The organism is Arthrobacter sp. 05T420 (assembly GCF_056396305.1).
This window is the reverse complement of record NZ_JBFTLG010000008.1, coordinates 112,805-129,086: the sequence shown is the minus strand read 5'-3', so window position 1 is coordinate 129,086 and position 16,282 is coordinate 112,805. Positions and strand designations below refer to the sequence as shown.

The 16,282-nt window shown below is 67.7% G+C and carries 17 protein-coding genes and 1 tRNA gene; 10 read left to right on the top strand and 8 right to left on the bottom strand.

The features are described 5' to 3' along the window. Positions 1 to 293 precede the first annotated feature (293 nt). Positions 294 to 947, bottom strand: coding sequence for a hypothetical protein (locus AC1DEM_RS09930; RefSeq protein ID WP_476884198.1), 654 nt, complete (start codon positions 945 to 947; stop codon positions 294 to 296). A 201-nt stretch (positions 948 to 1,148) separates the two neighbouring features. Between AC1DEM_RS09930 and AC1DEM_RS09925 the strand changes: the two genes are divergently transcribed. Both AC1DEM_RS09925 and AC1DEM_RS09920 read left to right on the top strand, forming a co-directional pair. Continuing rightward, positions 1,149 to 1,221, top strand: a tRNA-Lys gene (locus AC1DEM_RS09925). 123 nt (positions 1,222 to 1,344) lie between these two features. Then, complete coding sequence (locus AC1DEM_RS09920; protein ID WP_476884197.1) at positions 1,345 to 1,839, top strand: MarR family winged helix-turn-helix transcriptional regulator; 495 nt, start codon at positions 1,345 to 1,347, stop codon at positions 1,837 to 1,839. 315 nt (positions 1,840 to 2,154) lie between these two features. Here AC1DEM_RS09920 and AC1DEM_RS09915 read toward each other — a convergent pair whose 3' ends face one another. Beyond that, entirely contained in the window at positions 2,155 to 3,255 is a 1,101-nt protein-coding gene (locus AC1DEM_RS09915) for a lactonase family protein (RefSeq protein WP_476884196.1), read from the bottom strand. 345 nt (positions 3,256 to 3,600) lie between these two features. Between AC1DEM_RS09915 and AC1DEM_RS09910 the strand changes: the two genes are divergently transcribed. Then, positions 3,601 to 4,488: a putative protein N(5)-glutamine methyltransferase gene (locus AC1DEM_RS09910; RefSeq protein ID WP_476884195.1), complete on the top strand. Its 888-nt coding sequence runs from the start codon at positions 3,601 to 3,603 to the stop codon at positions 4,486 to 4,488. A 38-nt stretch (positions 4,489 to 4,526) separates the two neighbouring features. Here the strand turns inward: AC1DEM_RS09910 and AC1DEM_RS09905 are convergent, their stop codons facing one another. From AC1DEM_RS09905 to AC1DEM_RS09885, 5 genes are all read right to left on the bottom strand, one after another. Next, positions 4,527 to 4,970 carry a YtxH domain-containing protein gene (locus tag AC1DEM_RS09905; protein WP_476884194.1) on the bottom strand — a complete coding sequence of 148 codons (444 nt, stop codon included), beginning with the start codon at positions 4,968 to 4,970 and terminating at the stop codon, positions 4,527 to 4,529. Between the two features lie 171 nt (positions 4,971 to 5,141). Further along, positions 5,142 to 5,405 carry a GlsB/YeaQ/YmgE family stress response membrane protein gene (locus AC1DEM_RS09900; RefSeq protein WP_476884193.1) on the bottom strand — a complete coding sequence of 88 codons (264 nt, stop codon included), beginning with the start codon at positions 5,403 to 5,405 and terminating at the stop codon, positions 5,142 to 5,144. A gap of 321 nt (positions 5,406 to 5,726) precedes the next feature. Then, positions 5,727 to 6,698, bottom strand: coding sequence for an aldo/keto reductase (locus AC1DEM_RS09895; RefSeq protein WP_476884192.1), 972 nt, complete (start codon positions 6,696 to 6,698; stop codon positions 5,727 to 5,729). Positions 6,699 to 6,808: 110 nt separating this feature from the next. After that, entirely contained in the window at positions 6,809 to 7,018 is a 210-nt protein-coding gene (locus AC1DEM_RS09890) for a dodecin (RefSeq protein ID WP_090954457.1), read from the bottom strand. A gap of 52 nt (positions 7,019 to 7,070) precedes the next feature. Then, complete coding sequence (locus tag AC1DEM_RS09885) at positions 7,071 to 8,006, bottom strand: SGNH/GDSL hydrolase family protein (protein WP_476884191.1); 936 nt, start codon at positions 8,004 to 8,006, stop codon at positions 7,071 to 7,073. A gap of 162 nt (positions 8,007 to 8,168) precedes the next feature. On the opposite strand from AC1DEM_RS09885, the gene AC1DEM_RS09880 reads away from it, so the two are divergent. Beyond that, entirely contained in the window at positions 8,169 to 8,426 is a 258-nt protein-coding gene (locus tag AC1DEM_RS09880; RefSeq protein WP_476884247.1) for a metal-sensitive transcriptional regulator, read from the top strand. 84 nt (positions 8,427 to 8,510) lie between these two features. On the opposite strand, the gene AC1DEM_RS09875 is transcribed toward AC1DEM_RS09880, so the two are convergent. Further along, the gene (locus AC1DEM_RS09875) at positions 8,511 to 9,221 is read right to left on the bottom strand and encodes a FadR/GntR family transcriptional regulator (protein WP_476884190.1); all 711 of its coding nucleotides are present in this window, start codon (positions 9,219 to 9,221) and stop codon (positions 8,511 to 8,513) included. A 191-nt stretch (positions 9,222 to 9,412) separates the two neighbouring features. Between AC1DEM_RS09875 and AC1DEM_RS09870 the strand changes: the two genes are divergently transcribed. The 6 genes from AC1DEM_RS09870 to AC1DEM_RS09845 all read left to right on the top strand — a co-directional run bounded on the left by AC1DEM_RS09870 (position 9,413) and on the right by AC1DEM_RS09845 (position 16,215). Continuing rightward, positions 9,413 to 10,900 (top strand): four-carbon acid sugar kinase family protein, encoded by a 1,488-nt coding sequence (locus AC1DEM_RS09870; protein WP_476884189.1) that lies wholly within the window; start codon positions 9,413 to 9,415, stop codon positions 10,898 to 10,900. A 59-nt stretch (positions 10,901 to 10,959) separates the two neighbouring features. Further along, positions 10,960 to 11,859, top strand: a complete 900-nt coding sequence (locus AC1DEM_RS09865) for an NAD(P)-dependent oxidoreductase (protein WP_476884188.1) — start codon at positions 10,960 to 10,962, stop codon at positions 11,857 to 11,859. Between the two features lie 133 nt (positions 11,860 to 11,992). Then, positions 11,993 to 13,459: a GntP family transporter gene (locus tag AC1DEM_RS09860; RefSeq protein WP_476884187.1), complete on the top strand. Its 1,467-nt coding sequence runs from the start codon at positions 11,993 to 11,995 to the stop codon at positions 13,457 to 13,459. After that, positions 13,459 to 14,319: a class II fructose-bisphosphate aldolase gene (locus AC1DEM_RS09855; RefSeq protein ID WP_476884186.1), complete on the top strand. Its 861-nt coding sequence runs from the start codon at positions 13,459 to 13,461 to the stop codon at positions 14,317 to 14,319. Before AC1DEM_RS09860 ends, AC1DEM_RS09855 begins: the two co-directional genes overlap by 1 nt. Before the next feature lie 214 nt (positions 14,320 to 14,533). Then, entirely contained in the window at positions 14,534 to 15,874 is a 1,341-nt protein-coding gene (locus AC1DEM_RS09850) for an acyltransferase family protein (RefSeq protein ID WP_476884185.1), read from the top strand. Beyond that, positions 15,871 to 16,215 (top strand): GNAT family N-acetyltransferase, encoded by a 345-nt coding sequence (locus tag AC1DEM_RS09845; protein WP_377984537.1) that lies wholly within the window; start codon positions 15,871 to 15,873, stop codon positions 16,213 to 16,215. The genes AC1DEM_RS09850 and AC1DEM_RS09845 overlap by 4 nt, the downstream gene beginning before the upstream one ends. Positions 16,216 to 16,282 lie beyond the last annotated feature (67 nt).

The following is a 16,282-nucleotide window of genomic DNA, read 5'->3' as shown; positions in this document are numbered from 1 at the left end:
ACGCGGCGTGTGACGGCGCAGTCAGCGGCCAAGCTGCAGAGGCAGCTAAAAAGGGCAGCTAAAGCCGGAGGCACAAAGGACATGAAAATGGTGCCGAACCGGATACGCCTCTCGGCGGTAGGCCGCTCTAGGCGGCTAAATGTTGAAGCCCGGGGGTTTCGCGGTTCGGCACCGCTTTCAGTTTTCTACGTAGGTTCCTGCAAGTCAACATTGACAGCCTGCCCCTGCCGTGCGTGTCGGGGGTGGTTTCTCCCCCTCATTCGGGCGTCACCGGCCCCCGGTCGGCCAGCCATTTAGTCCAGCTCGCCCAGCCGCCACGCATTGGCAGCGTGCTCGAGGTCCTCCGCAGTCTTGACCAGAAGATGCGAGTTGCGGGTGAGCTTGCTGGCGTGGTTTTCGTTGCTGTACTCGGCATTGTCGGCAAGCGTCGCCTGGCCGAGGGCCACCACGCGGCAGAATGCGGCAGAACGTTCCAGTGCGACGTCGAATTCGCCGTCGAACGCCCCGGAGAGAATGGCATCCGCCATGGACTTCATCTCATCCGCGCCGGGCGGTTCGGCGGCGCCGGCCACCACATGCGAAACCTGGGCCGTGTCCTTGCCCGCCTTGAAGTAGACGGAGATCCGCTCGGGATCCTGAATGGTGGCGGCCCGCAGCGCGTACAGGCGCCACAGGGCGCCGGGGAGGGACCGGGCGGGGCTTTCGGCCCACATTTCGGCAATCGCTTCCAGTCCCTGCTCATCGGCCAGTTTCACGAGCCGTTTGGTGACTTTGGGGTCGTCGCTGTCGCGGCCGCGGCGCACCAGCGCCTGCGCGGCCAGATGGGCCGCTTCCGAGACGCGGGCGGGATCGGCCCCGCCGGCGAAGGGCTCAAAGTCGATCGGCGCGAAGGGCTTGGGCTTGTGGTGCCGCGGGCCGGTGGCGCTTGATCCTGCTTGCTCGCTCATGCCCCCACGCTACTCCAGTGCCGCAAGGGAATCGAGGATCGGCCGGGGCTGCTGCCGGTGACGCCGGTGACCGACGACGCCGGTCCCGGGGAATGTGAAAAAGCCGGTCCAGGTCTGGGGTACAGTGTTAACGTCCAGAAATGGACTGGGCTGAAACGCACCGCAGCAGTGGATTTATCCGCTGGTGCGGAGCCTCGGCTGGGGCCTTTAGCTCAGTTGGTAGAGCATCGGACTTTTAATCCGTGGGTCGTGGGTTCGATCCCCACAGGGCCCACTCTTTTAGAGAAGAGTGGAAATTCCCCGGTTTCCTGGCAACAGGAGGCCGGGGTTTTTTGTGCCCGCCGCGGGCGGCCGGATTGTACGGCTGGCTAGTTACCAGTTCGGCTACGCTTGGCGGATGGACTCCCACGGCGCCTCCGGATATTGGTATGGCCCGGATGGCAGCCTGGACACCCCTGCGGCCCTTCTGCAGGCTCTCCGCGACTACCGGATCGCGGAGGTGGCGACCAGACGGTCCACCCGCGATTCGATGGGGATGGGTGAGACGGACCTGCTGGCCCTGCGCTACCTGCTGCGGGCCGCTGCGACCGGCCAGCAGGCGGGGCCGAAGGATCTCAGCAGGGTCCTGGGCATCACCACTGCCTCCACCACGTCCCTGATCGACCGGCTGGTGGCCAGCGGGCACGTCCGGCGCGAGCCGCACCCGACCGACCGGCGCTCGCTCGTGATCGTCCCGACGGTGGCGACGGATTCCGAGGTCCGCGCCACGCTCGGCCACATGCACCAGCGGATGATGGAGGTGGCCGAGTCCATGAGCACTGAGGACGCCCGGGCGGTCATCACGTTTCTGCGCCGGATGAGCGCGGCCCTTGGCGACGAGCAGCGCAACTAGCTCGTTCAACTACTTATATGTATGCTTACTACTTGGTTTTTGATCTCAACGAGAGTAGGCGCCGTGGCTGAATCCGCAACCCAGACCGGGCACTTGGGGACGGTTCTGTCGGTTCCCTCTCCTTGGGCCCCGCTGCACTGCGGTGCCCCCATGGAGTGGCGCTCGCCGGAGCCGGTCGCCATGTCCTCGTACTCGTTCGGGCCCGCCGACCCATCCTTGACCCTGCCAGCCGTGTGGCGCTGCGACTGCGGCTTCCAGCTGGACGGCGCTTTCCAGCGGGACGGTCTTGAACGGGGCCACGCGGGCGTCAGCCCCTCAGTCTCGCGCTGAGAGCCGGGGCCGGGCAGGCACCAGCGCGGTGGGCGAGGTCACGTGCAGCCGGTCCGCGGGGACTCCCGGCAGCCCTGATTCGGCGTCCAAGACAAACGTGACGACGTCGCCGGAGCGTTCGTGGGCGACGTGCAACGACCCGTCGCGGACCAGGTGGTGCCGGGGCCAGTTGCCGCCGCTGGGGACATCGGCCACCGGGTGCAGCGCCGCGCCTCCGGCCTCGACCTCCAGCACGCTGACCCGGTTCGAGCCGCGGACGCCCACGTAGGCGTGCCTGCCGCCGGCTGCCAACGCGATCTCGGCTGCCGAGTCTCCAGCCAGCGCCCCACCGGCGGTGGCCGGCCCGACGAAACCGAGCCGGAAGTCCCCGGCGCCCGGCGACAGCACGGCCACGGCCACCTCAATTGAATACTCGGTCACCACAAAGACGTTGCCGCCCGGGTGCTGGACCAGGTGCCTGGGGCCGCTGCCCCGCGGCAGGACCACCTCATGATCCAGAACCGGCCCCGAAGCCCGCCCCGGTCCGGAGCGGACATTCCAGATCCGCAGGAGATCGTGGCCGAGATCGGTGGTCATCACCCGGCCGTCGGCCAGCATGAGCGCGGCATGCGCGCGGCTGGGCCGCTCTTGTCGTTCGGCGGCGCCGCCGTCGGGAACGTCACCGTAGGGGTCGCGCGATTCGGCGGCGGCGGTCCGGTCCATGATGCCGCCGTCGGCGTCGAGCTCATAGAACAGCACCTGGCCGTCGCCCCAGCAGCAGACCACGAGGAAGCGGCCGGAAGGCTCGACGGCGACATGGCAGGCCGCGTCCCCAGCCGGCCATGCGGGGCCCGCGGGCTCCAGGCCAAACGTGCCGGCCCGGCGGTAGGCCCGGACAGTCCCGGCGTGCTCGGCCACGGCGTAGACCACGGGCAGTGTGGGGTGGACCGCCAGGAAGGACGGTGAGTCGGCCGCGGCCGCTACTCCGAGCCAGTGCAGGGTGCCGTCGGCCGCCGCGGCAACCGCGCCGATCCCCGCGCCGCTGCCGCCAGAGTCTGCCGTATAGGAGCCGGTCCAGATGAGGTCGTTTGCAGGGATGGAGTCCATGCTGACATCCTGCCAGCCGGCCCTGCTGCGGCGCGGCACCTCAGCAAACAACCGTCGAACAACCGTCGCGAACCCCCCGGAACCAACAACCGTCGCGAACCCCCCGGAACCAACAACCGTCGCGAACCCCCCGGAACCAACAACCGTCGCGAACCCCCCGGAACGTGCCCGTGGGCCCTATCCCCTGGGGATCCCGCGCCTTCGGTAGCATGGGGGAGTCCGCGCAGCTGCAGCAAAAGGAGGTGGGTCCCGTTCACGCAAGTCCAGAAGGGGTGCCCTCCCAGCAGTGCCGGCTGCGGCCAGCTCACGGTGAGGGCGTCTGACACCAGACCGAAAGGCGCTCCCATGGCAGTAATCCGCCATCTTTCCACGCACGAGACCCTCACGGCCAGGCTCCGTGCCGCCGGCTGCGTGTTTGCCGAAGACGAAGCCCGCCTCATGATCGACGCAGCCCCGACGCCGGCCGCACTCGAGGCGATGGCCGCCCGGAGGGTTGCCGGCCTTCCCCTTGAACACATTCTCGGCTGGGCGGAATTCTGCGGACTCCGCATCGCCGTCGCCAGCGGGGTATTTGTGCCGCGGCGGCGGACGGAATTCCTCGTCCGGCAGGCCGCCGCGCTGCTGGACGCGTGGCGCATGGTGCCGGGTGCGGGCCGCCCGGCACCCGTCGTCGTCGATCTCTGCTGCGGGTCCGGGGCTGTCGGCGCGGCGCTGGCCGCGCTCGCCGGCCCCGCCCAACTCCACTGCGCTGCCGAGCTCCACTGCGCTGTCGAACTGCAGCGCGCTATCGAACTGCACTGCGCGGATATCGATCCCACGGCCGTGGCGTGCGCGCGCACCAACGTCCTGCCACTGGGCGGGGAGGTCCACGAAGGCGATCTCTATGCTCCGCTACCGCCGGGGCTCCGGGGCCGCGTCCGTTTGTTGGCCGTCAACGCCCCCTACGTGCCCTCCGCGGACATTGAAACCATGCCGCAGGAGGCGCGTGTGCATGAGCCGCGGGCCTGCCTCGACGGCGGCGCTGACGGACTGGAGGTGCAGCGCCGGGTCGCCGCCGGCGCTCGGGAGTGGCTGATGCCCGGCGGCCACGTGCTGATAGAGACCAGCCGCCGGCAGGCCGCCCAGACGGCCGGAATTTTTCGCAGGCACGGGCTGGCGGCCCGCGTGCTGCGCTCGGAGGAGCTGGGGGCTACGGTGGTGGCCGGCGCGCTGGTGCCTGCCGACGGACAGTAGCTGCCGTGGGCGGCTCCGGCGGTCACTGCGGATACCGCCTAGGGCAGTTTGTCCCCGTCCACGTTGGTAGCGGGACCGGCCGGGGTGGCGCCGCCCTCGTCGGACCAGTCCTGGCCGTCCTGGTCGGTGAGGGCAGGGTCGGAGTCGACATCGCCGGCCGCGGACAGGGGTGTTCCAGGCGTGGCTGTTCCGTGTGTGGCTGTTGCGGGCGTGGCGGCGGTGCTCCCGTGACCGGCATCGCGGTGAACGGCGGAGCCGATGACAGTACCCGCGCGGCGGGCGGCCTCGCCGAGCTGCTCGGAGACCTCAGGGGCCTTGTCCTTGATTGTTTCGGCTGCCGCGGCCACCTTGTCCTGGACCGGCTTGCTGCGCCACAGTTCTTCGCTGCAGGCTTTGAGCTTGTCATAGGCGGCGCGGCCGGACCTTGATCCCAGGACATATCCTGCTGCCACTCCGATGCCGAAAAGAAGTTTGCCTTTCATGCTGTGCTCCTGCTCCCTGACGTTGGTGAAAAGTAGACGTTTCTGAACAGTCCCTAAACAGTGGATGGCGGGGCTGACTCTTGGGGCCCGCAGGCCACCCTTGCCTGTCAAAGTAATGCAAAAAACCGGCCCCGGGAATATCCCGGGACCGGTTTCCGGCCAGTCGCTGTGTTAGCGAACTGAGCGCTTGCTGATCATGCCGTAAACGAGCAGGACGATGATCGCACCGCCGATGGCCAGCAGCCAAGTGGACAGCGAGAAGAACTCGTTGATTCCCACGCCGAACAGTGCGCTGCCGATGAATCCACCGAGGAGGGCGCCGACGACGCCGAGGATCAGAGTGATGATGATGCCACCGCCCTGACGTCCCGGGAGGATGGCCTTAGCGATTGCTCCGGCGATGAGGCCCAGAATCAGAAATGCGAGAAAACCCATTTTTTCGTTCCTTCTTCTTTCATTGAGGAGGCACCCGGATCGCCGGGTGCGCTTCATCCTTCTACCTCAATACTAATCATGCTTAGTATCAAAGAGCCACCCGGCTACCTGTGGGTTTGTCAGGCGGGGTGCCAAAACAGCAACAATGTGGCCGGGTGATTCACGGGAGTTCACGCCGCGTACAGGCGTTGTTTCGTTGTCATTCGTTCAGCTGTTCACCGTTCGAAAATTCACCGGTTCGAATGGTCACGGCTCAAATATTCACGGTTCAAATGTTCGTGTTTTCATTGTGCGTTTGGCAGGCCCGACGCCGGCCGGGGCCTACCACGCGTAGTCTTCCGGTGCCGTGCGATGGCCCGGGAAGATCTCGTCCAGGCGCTTGAGCGCGTCGGCGTCGAGCTTCAACTTGTGCGCCCTGATGGCGGCCTCGAGCTGCTCGGGGGTCCGCGGGCCGATGATCGGAGCGGTGACTGCCGGCTGGTGGAGCAGCCACGCGAGCGCCACGTCCCCCGGTTCCTGACCCAGCTCGGCGGCGAAGTCCTCGTACCGCCTGATCTGTTTCTGGTGCGATTTGAGCGCCTCGAGGGCGCGACCGGCGACGCGCCGGACGCCGTCGCCGTCCTTCTTCAACACGCCGCCCAGCAGGCCGCCGTGCAGCGGCGACCATGGCAGGATCCCCAGGCCGTACTGCTGGGCGGCAGGGATGACTTCCCGTTCCGCGTCCCGGGTCAGCAGGTTGTAGATCGACTGTTCGCTGACCAGCCCGTTGTAGTTGCGGCGGGCGGCGATTTCCTGGGCCCGGGCGATGTGCCACCCGGCGAAGTTACTGCTGCCGGAGTACAGGATCTTGCCTTGCCTGACGGCGACCTCGATGGCCTGCCAGATCTCCTCCCAGGGAGTGTTCCGGTCCACATGATGGAACTGGTAGAGATCGATGTAGTCCGTCTGCAGCCGCTTCAGGCTGGCATCGAGCGCCCGGCGGATATGCAAGGCCGAGAGCTTGGCCTCGTTGGGCCGGTCCGTCATGGTGCCGAACAGTTTGGTGGCGAGCACCGTGCGCTCACGGCGCTCGCCTCCTTGGGCAAACCAGCGGCCGAGTATTTCCTCGGTCCAGCCGCGGTGGCTCGAGCCGCCGTACACGTTGGCGGTATCGACGAAATTGATGCCGGCGGCCTGCGCCGCGTCCAGGATGGTGAAGGCCTGCCTCTCCTCGGTCTGCGGACCAAAGTTCATGGTCCCCAGGCACAGACGCGAGACTGTCAGACCGGAGCGGCCAAGGTGCGTGTAGCGCATAACGCGTTCCTCTCCGTCCTGACCTCCTCCGCCCTGACGCATTGCGGGTTTCCTCCGAAGGCGGGCGCCGTTGCTCCAACTGCGTGCCGCCGTCGCTCCGGAGGCTGGCGTCAGCGCTCCAGGCGGAACCCGAGCTTGATGGTGACCTGCCAGTCGGCTACCTGCCCGTTTTCAAGGTGGCCGCGGATCTCCTTGACTTCGAACCAATCTAGGTTCCGGAGGGTCTTGGCGGCCTCGGCGACGCCGTTCCGGACGGCTGCATCGACGCCCTCGTTCGAGGTTCCGACAATTTCAGAAATGCTGTAAGTGTGATTAGACAACTTCGCTCCTCGTGATCGCCATCGATGCCCGGCTGCGGGCCGTTCCTGCAGACTAGCCGACTGAACCCGGCCGGACTAGGGGTTTGGGACCGGAGCCGGGGACCCCGGGAGGGGGTCCGGGCAGCGGGCGTTTGGCCTGCCGGGGCAGAGTGTCTGCCCGCGGCCTGATCCGGCTCACCATCCAGGGCAGCATGTAGTGCGCCACCCAGGCCAGGTCACCGGCGCGGGCCTCCCGCCAGTTGCCCGGCGGCATGGGCTTGGGCTCCAGCGGCCGCAGGCGGTGTGGCACGTTGAGCGTGTCCAGGACCATGGCTGCAATGGTGTGGTGTCCCAGCGGCGAAAAGTGCAGGCGGTCCGGATCCCACATCCGCGGATCGCTCAGTTGCCGCAGTGCCCACAGGTCAGCGATAAGGACATCGTGCCGGGCGGCAATGACACGGAGGTGCTCGTTGAATACCGCGACCTTCCCCCGGATGTGCCCGAACACGGCGGTCTCGCCCCAGTCCGGCCCGGTGAACAGGACCACCGTGGCCCCGGTGGCCGAGAGTACTGCCACAGCCTCGTCGAGGGCGGCCGCCATCCGGTCCGGATCGCCGCGATGGAACACGAGATCGTTCCCGCCGGCCGAGAGGGTGATGAGATCCGGCTTCAGGCTCAGGGCCGGTCCGAGTTGCTGGTCGAGGATTTCGCGCAGAACCAGGCCGCTGATGGCGAGGTTGGCGTACCCGAACTCGCCGCGGCCCTCACCGAGTTCCTCGGCAATGCGGTCCGCCCACCCCCGCATGCCGCCGGGGCTCAGCGGTTCCGGGTCGCCGACGCCTGCCGTGAACGAATCTCCCAAGGCGACGTACCGGCTCCAGGGCCGGGAACGCCGGGCGCCGGGATGCCCTCGTGCGGAGCCCCGATCCCCTGAATGCCACGGCCCCGCGGCGGGGATATTGGCGCCGGTATGGCCGGCGTCCGGCTCGAGGAACCTGGCGGCGTTCACATCACCACCAATACGCCGATATTCCATGCCGCGCTAGGTACTTATGCCCCTAGTGAGGCACCGTGGACGCTTTCGCCGCCGCCCCCACGGGGTCTGCGACAAGGGGGCGAAAATACTCAGGGGGGTATAATGATGACCCGACGCATCGAACCGGAGGAACCAATGGAACTCGATCCCACCGACATGAAGCCTGTCGTCAATAGGCTTCGCCGCGCCCAGGGGCAGCTCGCGGCAGTCACCAGGATGATCGAGGAGGGCCGTGACTGCAAGAGCGTCGTGACCCAGCTGGCGGCCGTCTCGAGCGCCCTGGACAAGGCGGGATTCTCCATCATCGCCACGGGCCTGCAGCACTGCATGCAGCAGGAAGACCCCAGCGTGGACCGGGCCGAACTCGAGAAGCTCTTCCTCTCGCTCGCCTGAGCCGCGCATCAGGCCAAGCGCGCCCGGCCAAGCACGCCCGGCACGGCCCGCGCGCCCGGGCGCACCAAGCCTTGCGGTTTCGCGTCAGGCGGGCCCTTCGGCCAGGACAAAGGTCTTCAGGTCGTCGAGGGTCTGCTGCATGTGGGCGTCCATGGCGTCGCGGGCGCGGTGCGGGTCGCGTGAGGCCAGGGCATCCGCGATGCTCTGGTGGTGCCCGATGGCGTGCTCCTGGATCTCCGGGACCTTGGACGTTTCCGTCCGCCGCTTTTCCAGCACGCGGTGCAGGGGCTCGAACAATACGGCGACGAACACGTTATCCGACGCCTGCAGGATGAGGTCGTGAAAGGCGAGGTCCGCCTCGACGAACGCCGCCAGATCGTTGTTCTCGTGCGCCAGCCGCATCTTATCGACCTGCGCGCGGAGGGCCAGGATGTCGGAATCCGCCATCCGCCCGGCGGCCAGTTCGCAGGCGCCCGTTTCCAGCATTCGGCGCAGCTCAATGAGCTGGATGGCGGCCGACGCGTCGTTTTTGCCCTCCGAGGCTGCCCGCAGCACGGCATCCAGGGAGCCCCAGCGGTTGAGCGGGTTCACGAACGTGCCGCGGCCTCGCTCCACGCTGAGAATCCGCTGGGCTTCAAGGGTTTTCATGGCCTCGCGCACGGTCATTCGGCTGACTTCGTGCCGGGAGCTGAGCTCAAGTTCGCCGGGGACGCTCGCACCGGGCGGAAACTCGCCGGCAATGATCCGGTCCAGCAGTTCGTCGGCCACTACGCCGACCAGCGATTTCCTAGCCAATTCTCCCCGTCCAGCGTCATGCTATGCCTGATGGCGTGCTCCTGATGGCCAAGTCTACTTGCGCGCCGTTGTGCCATATGCCACACTAGCACCCAGATATAAGATGTCTGACATCTTACATATACCCCCTTCTGTGGCTCCCGTGGAGCCTCAGGTTTCCACCGAATGATCCCCACACAATGGAGTGCATAGTGCCCCTCGAAGCAGACGTGCTGGCCGCTTTCCCCGCGGAAGTACAGATCCCCGCCCGGCTAGTGGCAGACAGCGTGGCCGCCTCGTCCGAGGCGTCCCCGCGGGTCCTGGTAGTGCTCGACGACGACCCAACCGGCACGCAGTCAGTGGCGAACCTGCCGGTCCTCACCCGCTGGGACGTGGCGGACTTCGCCTGGGCGTTCGGCTACGAAGTCAACGGCCAGCGCCAGCGCGCGGTCTACGTCCTGACCAACACCCGCAGCCTTGACCCTGCCGAGGCGGCTGTCCGCAACGAGGAAGTCGTCCGGAACGCCCTCGCTGCCGCAGCATCCGCTGACCCCGCCCTGCGGCTCAGCTTCGTCAGCCGCAGCGATTCCACCCTCCGCGGCCACTACCCGCTTGAACCGGATGTCATCGCCGCCACCGTCACCGCCGTCAACGGTCAGACGACCGACGGCGTCGTGATCGTCCCCGCATTCCCGGACGCCGGCCGCGTAACGATCGGCGGTGTGCACTACATGCGCGGCACCGGCGACGACGCCGGCAAGCTCACCCCCGTGGCTGAGACCGAATTCGCCAAGGACGCCAGCTTCGGCTTCGCCAACTCCGAGATGGCCAAGTACGTCGAGGAGAAATCGAACGGCCGGTTCGCCGCATTCTCGGTGATCGTGCTGGACCTGAACATCATCCGGGCCTCCACCGATCCGAACATTTCCGCCAAGGCCATTGCCGACGCCGTCGACACCGCCACGGACTCCACCCCGATCGTCGCGGACATCGTCACAGAAAACGATCTGCGCGCCCTGTCCCTGGGCCTGGAAGAAGCGGAACGCCGCGGCAAGAAGCTCCTCTACCGTGTGGGCCCGCCGTTCGTCCGGGCACGGATCGGCCAGGAAATCCGGTCCGAACTCAGCGGCCTGGAAGCCTACGCCGGCAACACCCCCTCGGGAGCCGGCGGCCTGATCGTGGTCGGCTCGCATGTGGGCGTCACAACCCGTCAGCTCAAGGTCCTCACCGAGCAGCACAGCGCCGCCCGCATCGTGGAAATCGACGTCGAGAACCTGCTCGGCGACAACGCGGACAGCCACCTGGACCAGACCGTTGACAAGGTGGTCGATGCCCTGCACGGCGGCGACGTGATCGTCCACACCAGCCGGCTCCTGATCAAGACCGACGACGCCGCCGCAAGCCTGCGGATCGCGCGCACCGTCTCGGCCGCCGTCGTCGCCGTCGTGAACCGCACGCTCAAGACTTTCCCTCCCCGCTTTGTGATTGCCAAGGGCGGCATTACGTCCTCGGACGTGGCCGCGCACGGCCTGGAAATCCGGCACGCGATTGTCCGCGGGCCCATGCTGCCGGGCATTGTCAGCCTGTGGGAGCCGGTGGACGGCCCGGCCAAGGGCATTCCGTACATCGTCTTCGCCGGCAACGTGGGAGATGACCAGTCCCTCGCCGATGTCACGCGCAAGCTCAGCAGCACCTTCTGACCAGCACCGCATTCTTACCAGCACCGCACGCCACAACACGTCATTCGATGGAGAACACCATGACCAGCAACTACACCATCACCGTCCTGGGCCTCGGCGCCATGGGCTTGCCCATGGCCACGCGCCTGGCAAGCCAGCTCACCGTCCACGGCTTCGACATCGCCGAGCCGCGCCTGAAGCTGGCTGAAGAGGCCGGCATCCGCACGTTCGCCTCCGCCCAGGAAGCCTCGAAGGGCGCCGACGCGCTGCTGCTGGCGGTGCGCAACGGGGAGCAGCTCAACGATGTCCTCTTCGGCGAGAACGGCGTGGCCTCCGTGCTCAGGCCGGGCTCCGTCGTGATCCTGGGCAGCACCGTGGGCACCGAGGCGATCCCGGCCACCGTGCACCGCCTGGCCGCCTACGGCGTCGAGCTGGTTGATGCCCCGCTTTCCGGCGGCCCCAAGCGTGCCGGCGAAGGCGACCTGCTGATCGTGGTGGGCGCATCGCCCGAAGCCCAGGAAAAGGCCCGCCCGGCCCTGGAACTTCTGGCCTCCACCCTGACAGTGGTCGGCGACAAGCCCGGCGACGGCCAGGCCCTCAAGACCGTCAACCAGCTGCTCTGCGGCATCCACATCGCCGCCGCCGCCGAGGCAATGGCCCTGGCCGACGCCCTCGGCCTGGACCAGACCAAGACCCTCGCCGCCCTCGAAGCCGGCGCGGCGGGCTCCTTCATGCTTTCCAACCGCGGCCCGCGGATCCTGGAGGCCTACACGGAAAACGGCGCCGAGGTCCTCAGCCGCCTGGACATCTTCGTCAAGGACATGGGGATCGTCGGCAAGGCCACCCGCGCCGCCGGCCTCGCCGCCCCGGTGGCCGCCGCCGCGGAGCAGCTCTACCTCCTGGGCCAGGCCCAGGGCCTCGCCGCCGCGGATGACTCCGCCGTCATCAAGGTCATCGCGCCCACCAAGCGCACCGCCTAACCATCCACCACACCCCCGAACGACGGCGGTCCCCCCTTCCGCCGTCGCCGGGTCCCTCCCGCCCCTGATCCGCCACTTTCACCTCGCGGTTGAATCGTCGGACGACTTTCCTGTCAAAGGAGACACCCCCTTCATGACCCCCCTGCTCAATTCCCTGATGGTGCGCGCGGCCGACGCGCCTGTCATCAAGCCCGCCGTGGAGCTGGGAACTCCGCTGCTGCTGACCATCGCCGCCGCCGGCGTAGCCCTGCTCCTGCTCATGATCATCCGCTTCAAGATCCAGGCCTTCGTGGCGCTGCTGACCGTGAGCATCCTGGTGGCCGTGGCCGCGCAGATCCCGCTCAAGGACGTCTTCACCGTGGTGGCCAACGGGGTGGGGGGCACCATGGGCAAGGTGGCACTCCTGATCGCCCTCGGCGCCATACTGGGCCGGATGATCGAGGTCTCCGGCGGTGTGCAGTCCCTCGCGGCGCACTTCACCGCCAAGCTCGGCGCCCGGAGGGTGGCCGTGGCCCTCACCGCGGTGGGATTCCTCGTGGCCATCCCGGTGTTCTTCGAGGTGGGGATCATCGTGCTCGTGCCGATCGTCTACGCGTTCGCGAAGATCGCCAAGGTGCACCCGGTTAAGTTCGGCCTGCCCATGGCCGGGATCATGCTGTCCATTCACGTGGCTGTCCCGCCGCACCCGGGCATCGTGGCCGGTGCCGGGGTGTTCGGCGCCGACATCGGACTGATCACCCTCATCTCGCTGCTCATCTGCATCCCGCTCGGCTTCCTGTCCTACTGGGTTGCCAGCATCATGAACAGCAGGGACTACGAGCTGCTGCCCGCAGTCAAGGCCCAGGTGGACGAGTACGGTTCAGGGTCCCTGGTGCGCGTCGGCCACGACGGCCCAGGTGCCCTCGCCGTTGCCCCGCCGCGTCCGGCCCTGATCATCTTCCTCATCGCTGCCCCGATCGTGCAGATCCTGGTCGGCACGCTGGGCACCCTCACCATTCCCAAAGACAACGGCTGGTACGGCCTGGCCGCCTTCATCGGCAACCCGTTCTTCGCCCTGCTGGTGGCCGTGGCACTGTCCTTCTTCCTGTTGGCCGTGCGCCGCAACTGGTCACTGAAGGAAACCGGCGAGATTTTCGAAGGTGCGCTGCCTCCCATCGCGTCCATCCTCATGGTCGTCGCGGCCGGCGGTGTGTTCGGCGAGGTCCTGCGGACCTCCGGTATCGGTGCAGCCCTGTCCCAGACGCTGGACCAACTGGGCCTGCCGGTCATTGTTCTTGGCTTCATCATTTCCCTTGCCCTCCGCGCCGCCCAGGGCTCAGCCACTGTCGCGATCGTCACCACCACCGGCCTGCTGACCTCCGCCGTTGCCGGCGGCGGCTACTCGCCGGCCCAGATCGCCGTGATCGTGATCGCCATCGGCTTCGGTGCCCTCGGCCTGTCCCACGTGACCGACGCCGGATTCTGGACCGTCGTGCGCTACTACGGCCTGACCGTCTCCGACGGCCTCCGGACCTGGACGGTGCTGACGACCATTCTCGGGCTGGCCGGCTTCGCCCTGACGTTCGTCGCCTGGATCCTGGTAGGAGGCTTGAGCGCCTGATGCGTACCCAACTCGACACCTTGGTCACCGGCGCCCTGCAGCACGGCTCGGCCGTCCCGGCGTTCACCTGCTACGACTTCACCACCGCGCTCGCCGTGGTGGCGGCGGCCGAGGAATCCGGCCGGGGCGCCATCCTGCTGGTCGCGCCGAAGACCGCGGCCACCCCCAACGGGCTGCGGCTGATTACCGCCCTCCGCGGACTCGCCGACGCAGCCGGCGTTCCGATTGCGGTGCAGCTCGATCACGCCGCCGACCCGCGGGTGATCAACGACGCCGTCAGCGCCGGAGCCGACTCGGTGCTGGTCGACGGGTCCTCGCTGCCCTTCGAGGACAACATCGCACTGGTCCAGGGCGTCCGGGCAGCCTTGGCGGCGCAGGGGCGAGCCGACGTCGTGATTGAAGCCGAACTCGGCGGACTCGCCGGCGACGAGGACCGGGCCTTCGGGACCGACGTGGCCGAGGAACCCGCCGGCCTCACCGACTCCGCCCAGGTGGAGGACTTCGTGTCCCGCACCGGGGCACAGCTGCTCGCCGTGGCCGTGGGCAATGTCCATGGCAAGTACAAGGGGGAGCCCCGGCTGCGCTGGGACGTGCTGCAGGACATCGCCGTGCGGACCCGGATTCCGCTGGTCCTGCACGGGGCCTCGGGTCTTCCGGCCGAGGAACTGGTCAAGGCCGCGGCCATGAACGTGGGCAAGGTCAACTTCAACACCGAGCTGCGCACCGGCGTCCTGGCGGTCCTTGAGGAACAGGCCACCGTCCACCGGGCCGACGGCGAGAACCTCCAGGCACTGCTGGGCCACTGGGATGCATCTGCCAAGGCGTTCGCCACTACCGCACTGGCCACGCTCTCCCGCTGAGGTAGCAGGCGGAACAGGAGGCCGGGATCGAACCATGATCCTGGCCTCCCTCGTTTTTGCCCTTTTGACGCCGTTGCCCCGCCGCCGTGACCGGCATGCTGGAGGCTGCTCACCCTCCTGACCATCGGCGCGGATCTGGGCCAAACTGCTCTGGCCGCCAGGGCCCCCAAGGCCGACAATGGACGCTACACAGCCAGCCTTCCCAGGGGGCGCCATGGTTCCACAGCAGCGGTCAGCCGGCGGCCCGGCCCCGATGCCGGACCGCGACCCGGTCATCGACCTTGTCCGGTTCTTCTGCCTGGCGTTGGTGGTGGTCTCGCACACGATGATGGTCAGCCCCGTGCTGCACCCGGACGGCACGGTGACCACCGAGAACATCCTGGGCAACCAGCACTGGTTTGAGCCTGTGGTGTGGGTCCTCCAGATCATGCCGCTGTTCTTCGTGGCCGGCGGGATCACCGGCCTGCAGTCCTGGCGGCGGCTCCGCGCCAGGGGCGGCAACGCCTTCGATTTCATGCAGGGCCGGCTGCTGCGCCTGATCCGTCCGGCCGCAGTCCTGCTGGCCATCATGTTCATCGCCCTGTCGGCGGCCCGCCTGGCCGGGGTTGACCCGCAGGTCATCGAGCTGCTCACCAGCGGAGCAGGGATGCCGCTGTGGTTCCTGGCCGCGTACCTCGCCGCGCAACTCAACCTTCCCTGGCTGGCCGCCCTCCACACCCGCGCGCCTTGGCTGACCCTCGCCGGGCTCACCTCCCTGGTGGTAACGGTCGATTGCCTGCGGGGAGTGCTGCCGCCGCTGGCCTACCTGAACATGGTGTTCCTGTGGTGCGCCGTGCAGCAGCTCGGATTCATCCTGGCGGACGGCCCGCGGCTGCTGCCGGGCCGGCCGGCGCACGTTGGCATCATGGTCGCCAGCAACATGCTGCTGGGGCTGATAGTCCTGCTGGGGCTGTACTCCGGGAACATGCTGGTGAACCTCAACCCGCCCAACGTGACGCTGCTGCTCCTGGGCATCTCGCAGGCCGCCGCCCTCCAGCTCTTCCGGCCCGGGCTGTCCCGGATGGCGTCCCTGGCCGGGGTGCGGCGGACCATGGCAGTGGCCGGCCGGCGGTCCATGACGGTCTATCTGTGGCACCTGCCCCTGCTGGCGGCGATGTCCGGGCTGCTGCTGCTGACCAATTTTCCCCAGCCGGCCGGGGGAAGCGCGGCCTGGTGGTGGGGGCGGCCCCTGGTGCTGTTGGGCGTCGTTGCGCTGTTGCTGCCGGTGCTGGCGCTGTTCGGCTGGCTGGAGGAGCGGCCGACGGCGTCCGGCCCGTCCCAGAGCCGGCCGGCGGCCGCCGTGCTGCTGGCCGCCGTCGCCGTTTTTGTCCCGGCAGCAGACGCGGCGCTCAAGGGGCTCACGCTCGGGCTTCTGGGCGGGGGTGCCGCCTGCTTCGCGCTCGCCGTCGTGCTCCTGGGCCGGATTCCCGTTCGGCTCACAACGCCGCCTGACCCGCAGGGCGGATCTGAACCGCCATTGCCACACCCGCCATTAAGTGCCAATGTCGAACCATGACGGAGAACTCGGCAACTACGGAAGACACCTTCACCCCGGACGTCTCCACAGTCAGAAACGACGAGCTGCACCGCTACGAACTCCGTGTCGGCGGCAAGCTGGCCGTCCAGGTGCGCTTCATCGACAGGCCGGGCCATATCGACTTCATCCACACGGATACCGCAGAGCAGTTCCAGGGCCAGGGGCTTGCCAAGGTGCTGGCGCACTTCGCCCTTGATGACGTGGTGGCATCCGGCAAGAGGATCATCCCGAATTGCCCGTTCATGTACCGCTACCTGCGCAAACATGAGTCATACCACCAGTACGTGGACTGGCCGGAACGGGTGCCTGAGGGGGCTTGAGCGCCTGTCACTGCAGGCTGGACTGGCGCGGGCGCCGGGTCCGCTTGTGAGCCGGAGAACAACCTCG

Bases quoted from the DNA above. Each gene is read 5' to 3' on its own strand.
- AC1DEM_RS09915 (WP_476884196.1), bottom strand. From the start codon at position 3,255: ATGGACTCCATCCCTGCAAACGACCTCATCTGGACCGGCTCCTATACG.
- AC1DEM_RS09930 (WP_476884198.1), bottom strand. From the start codon at position 947: ATGAGCGAGCAAGCAGGATCAAGCGCCACCGGCCCGCGGCACCACAAG.
- AC1DEM_RS09895 (WP_476884192.1), bottom strand. From the start codon at position 6,698: ATGCGCTACACGCACCTTGGCCGCTCCGGTCTGACAGTCTCGCGTCTG.
- AC1DEM_RS09920 (WP_476884197.1), top strand. From the start codon at position 1,345: ATGGACTCCCACGGCGCCTCCGGATATTGGTATGGCCCGGATGGCAGC.
- AC1DEM_RS09905 (WP_476884194.1), bottom strand. From the start codon at position 4,970: ATGAAAGGCAAACTTCTTTTCGGCATCGGAGTGGCAGCAGGATATGTC.
- AC1DEM_RS09850 (WP_476884185.1), top strand. From the start codon at position 14,534: ATGGTTCCACAGCAGCGGTCAGCCGGCGGCCCGGCCCCGATGCCGGAC.
- AC1DEM_RS09880 (WP_476884247.1), top strand. From the start codon at position 8,169: ATGGAACTCGATCCCACCGACATGAAGCCTGTCGTCAATAGGCTTCGC.
- AC1DEM_RS09855 (WP_476884186.1), top strand. From the start codon at position 13,459: ATGCGTACCCAACTCGACACCTTGGTCACCGGCGCCCTGCAGCACGGC.
- AC1DEM_RS09845 (WP_377984537.1), top strand. From the start codon at position 15,871: ATGACGGAGAACTCGGCAACTACGGAAGACACCTTCACCCCGGACGTC.
- AC1DEM_RS09860 (WP_476884187.1), top strand. From the start codon at position 11,993: ATGACCCCCCTGCTCAATTCCCTGATGGTGCGCGCGGCCGACGCGCCT.
- AC1DEM_RS09910 (WP_476884195.1), top strand. From the start codon at position 3,601: ATGGCAGTAATCCGCCATCTTTCCACGCACGAGACCCTCACGGCCAGG.
- AC1DEM_RS09865 (WP_476884188.1), top strand. From the start codon at position 10,960: ATGACCAGCAACTACACCATCACCGTCCTGGGCCTCGGCGCCATGGGC.
- AC1DEM_RS09900 (WP_476884193.1), bottom strand. From the start codon at position 5,405: ATGGGTTTTCTCGCATTTCTGATTCTGGGCCTCATCGCCGGAGCAATC.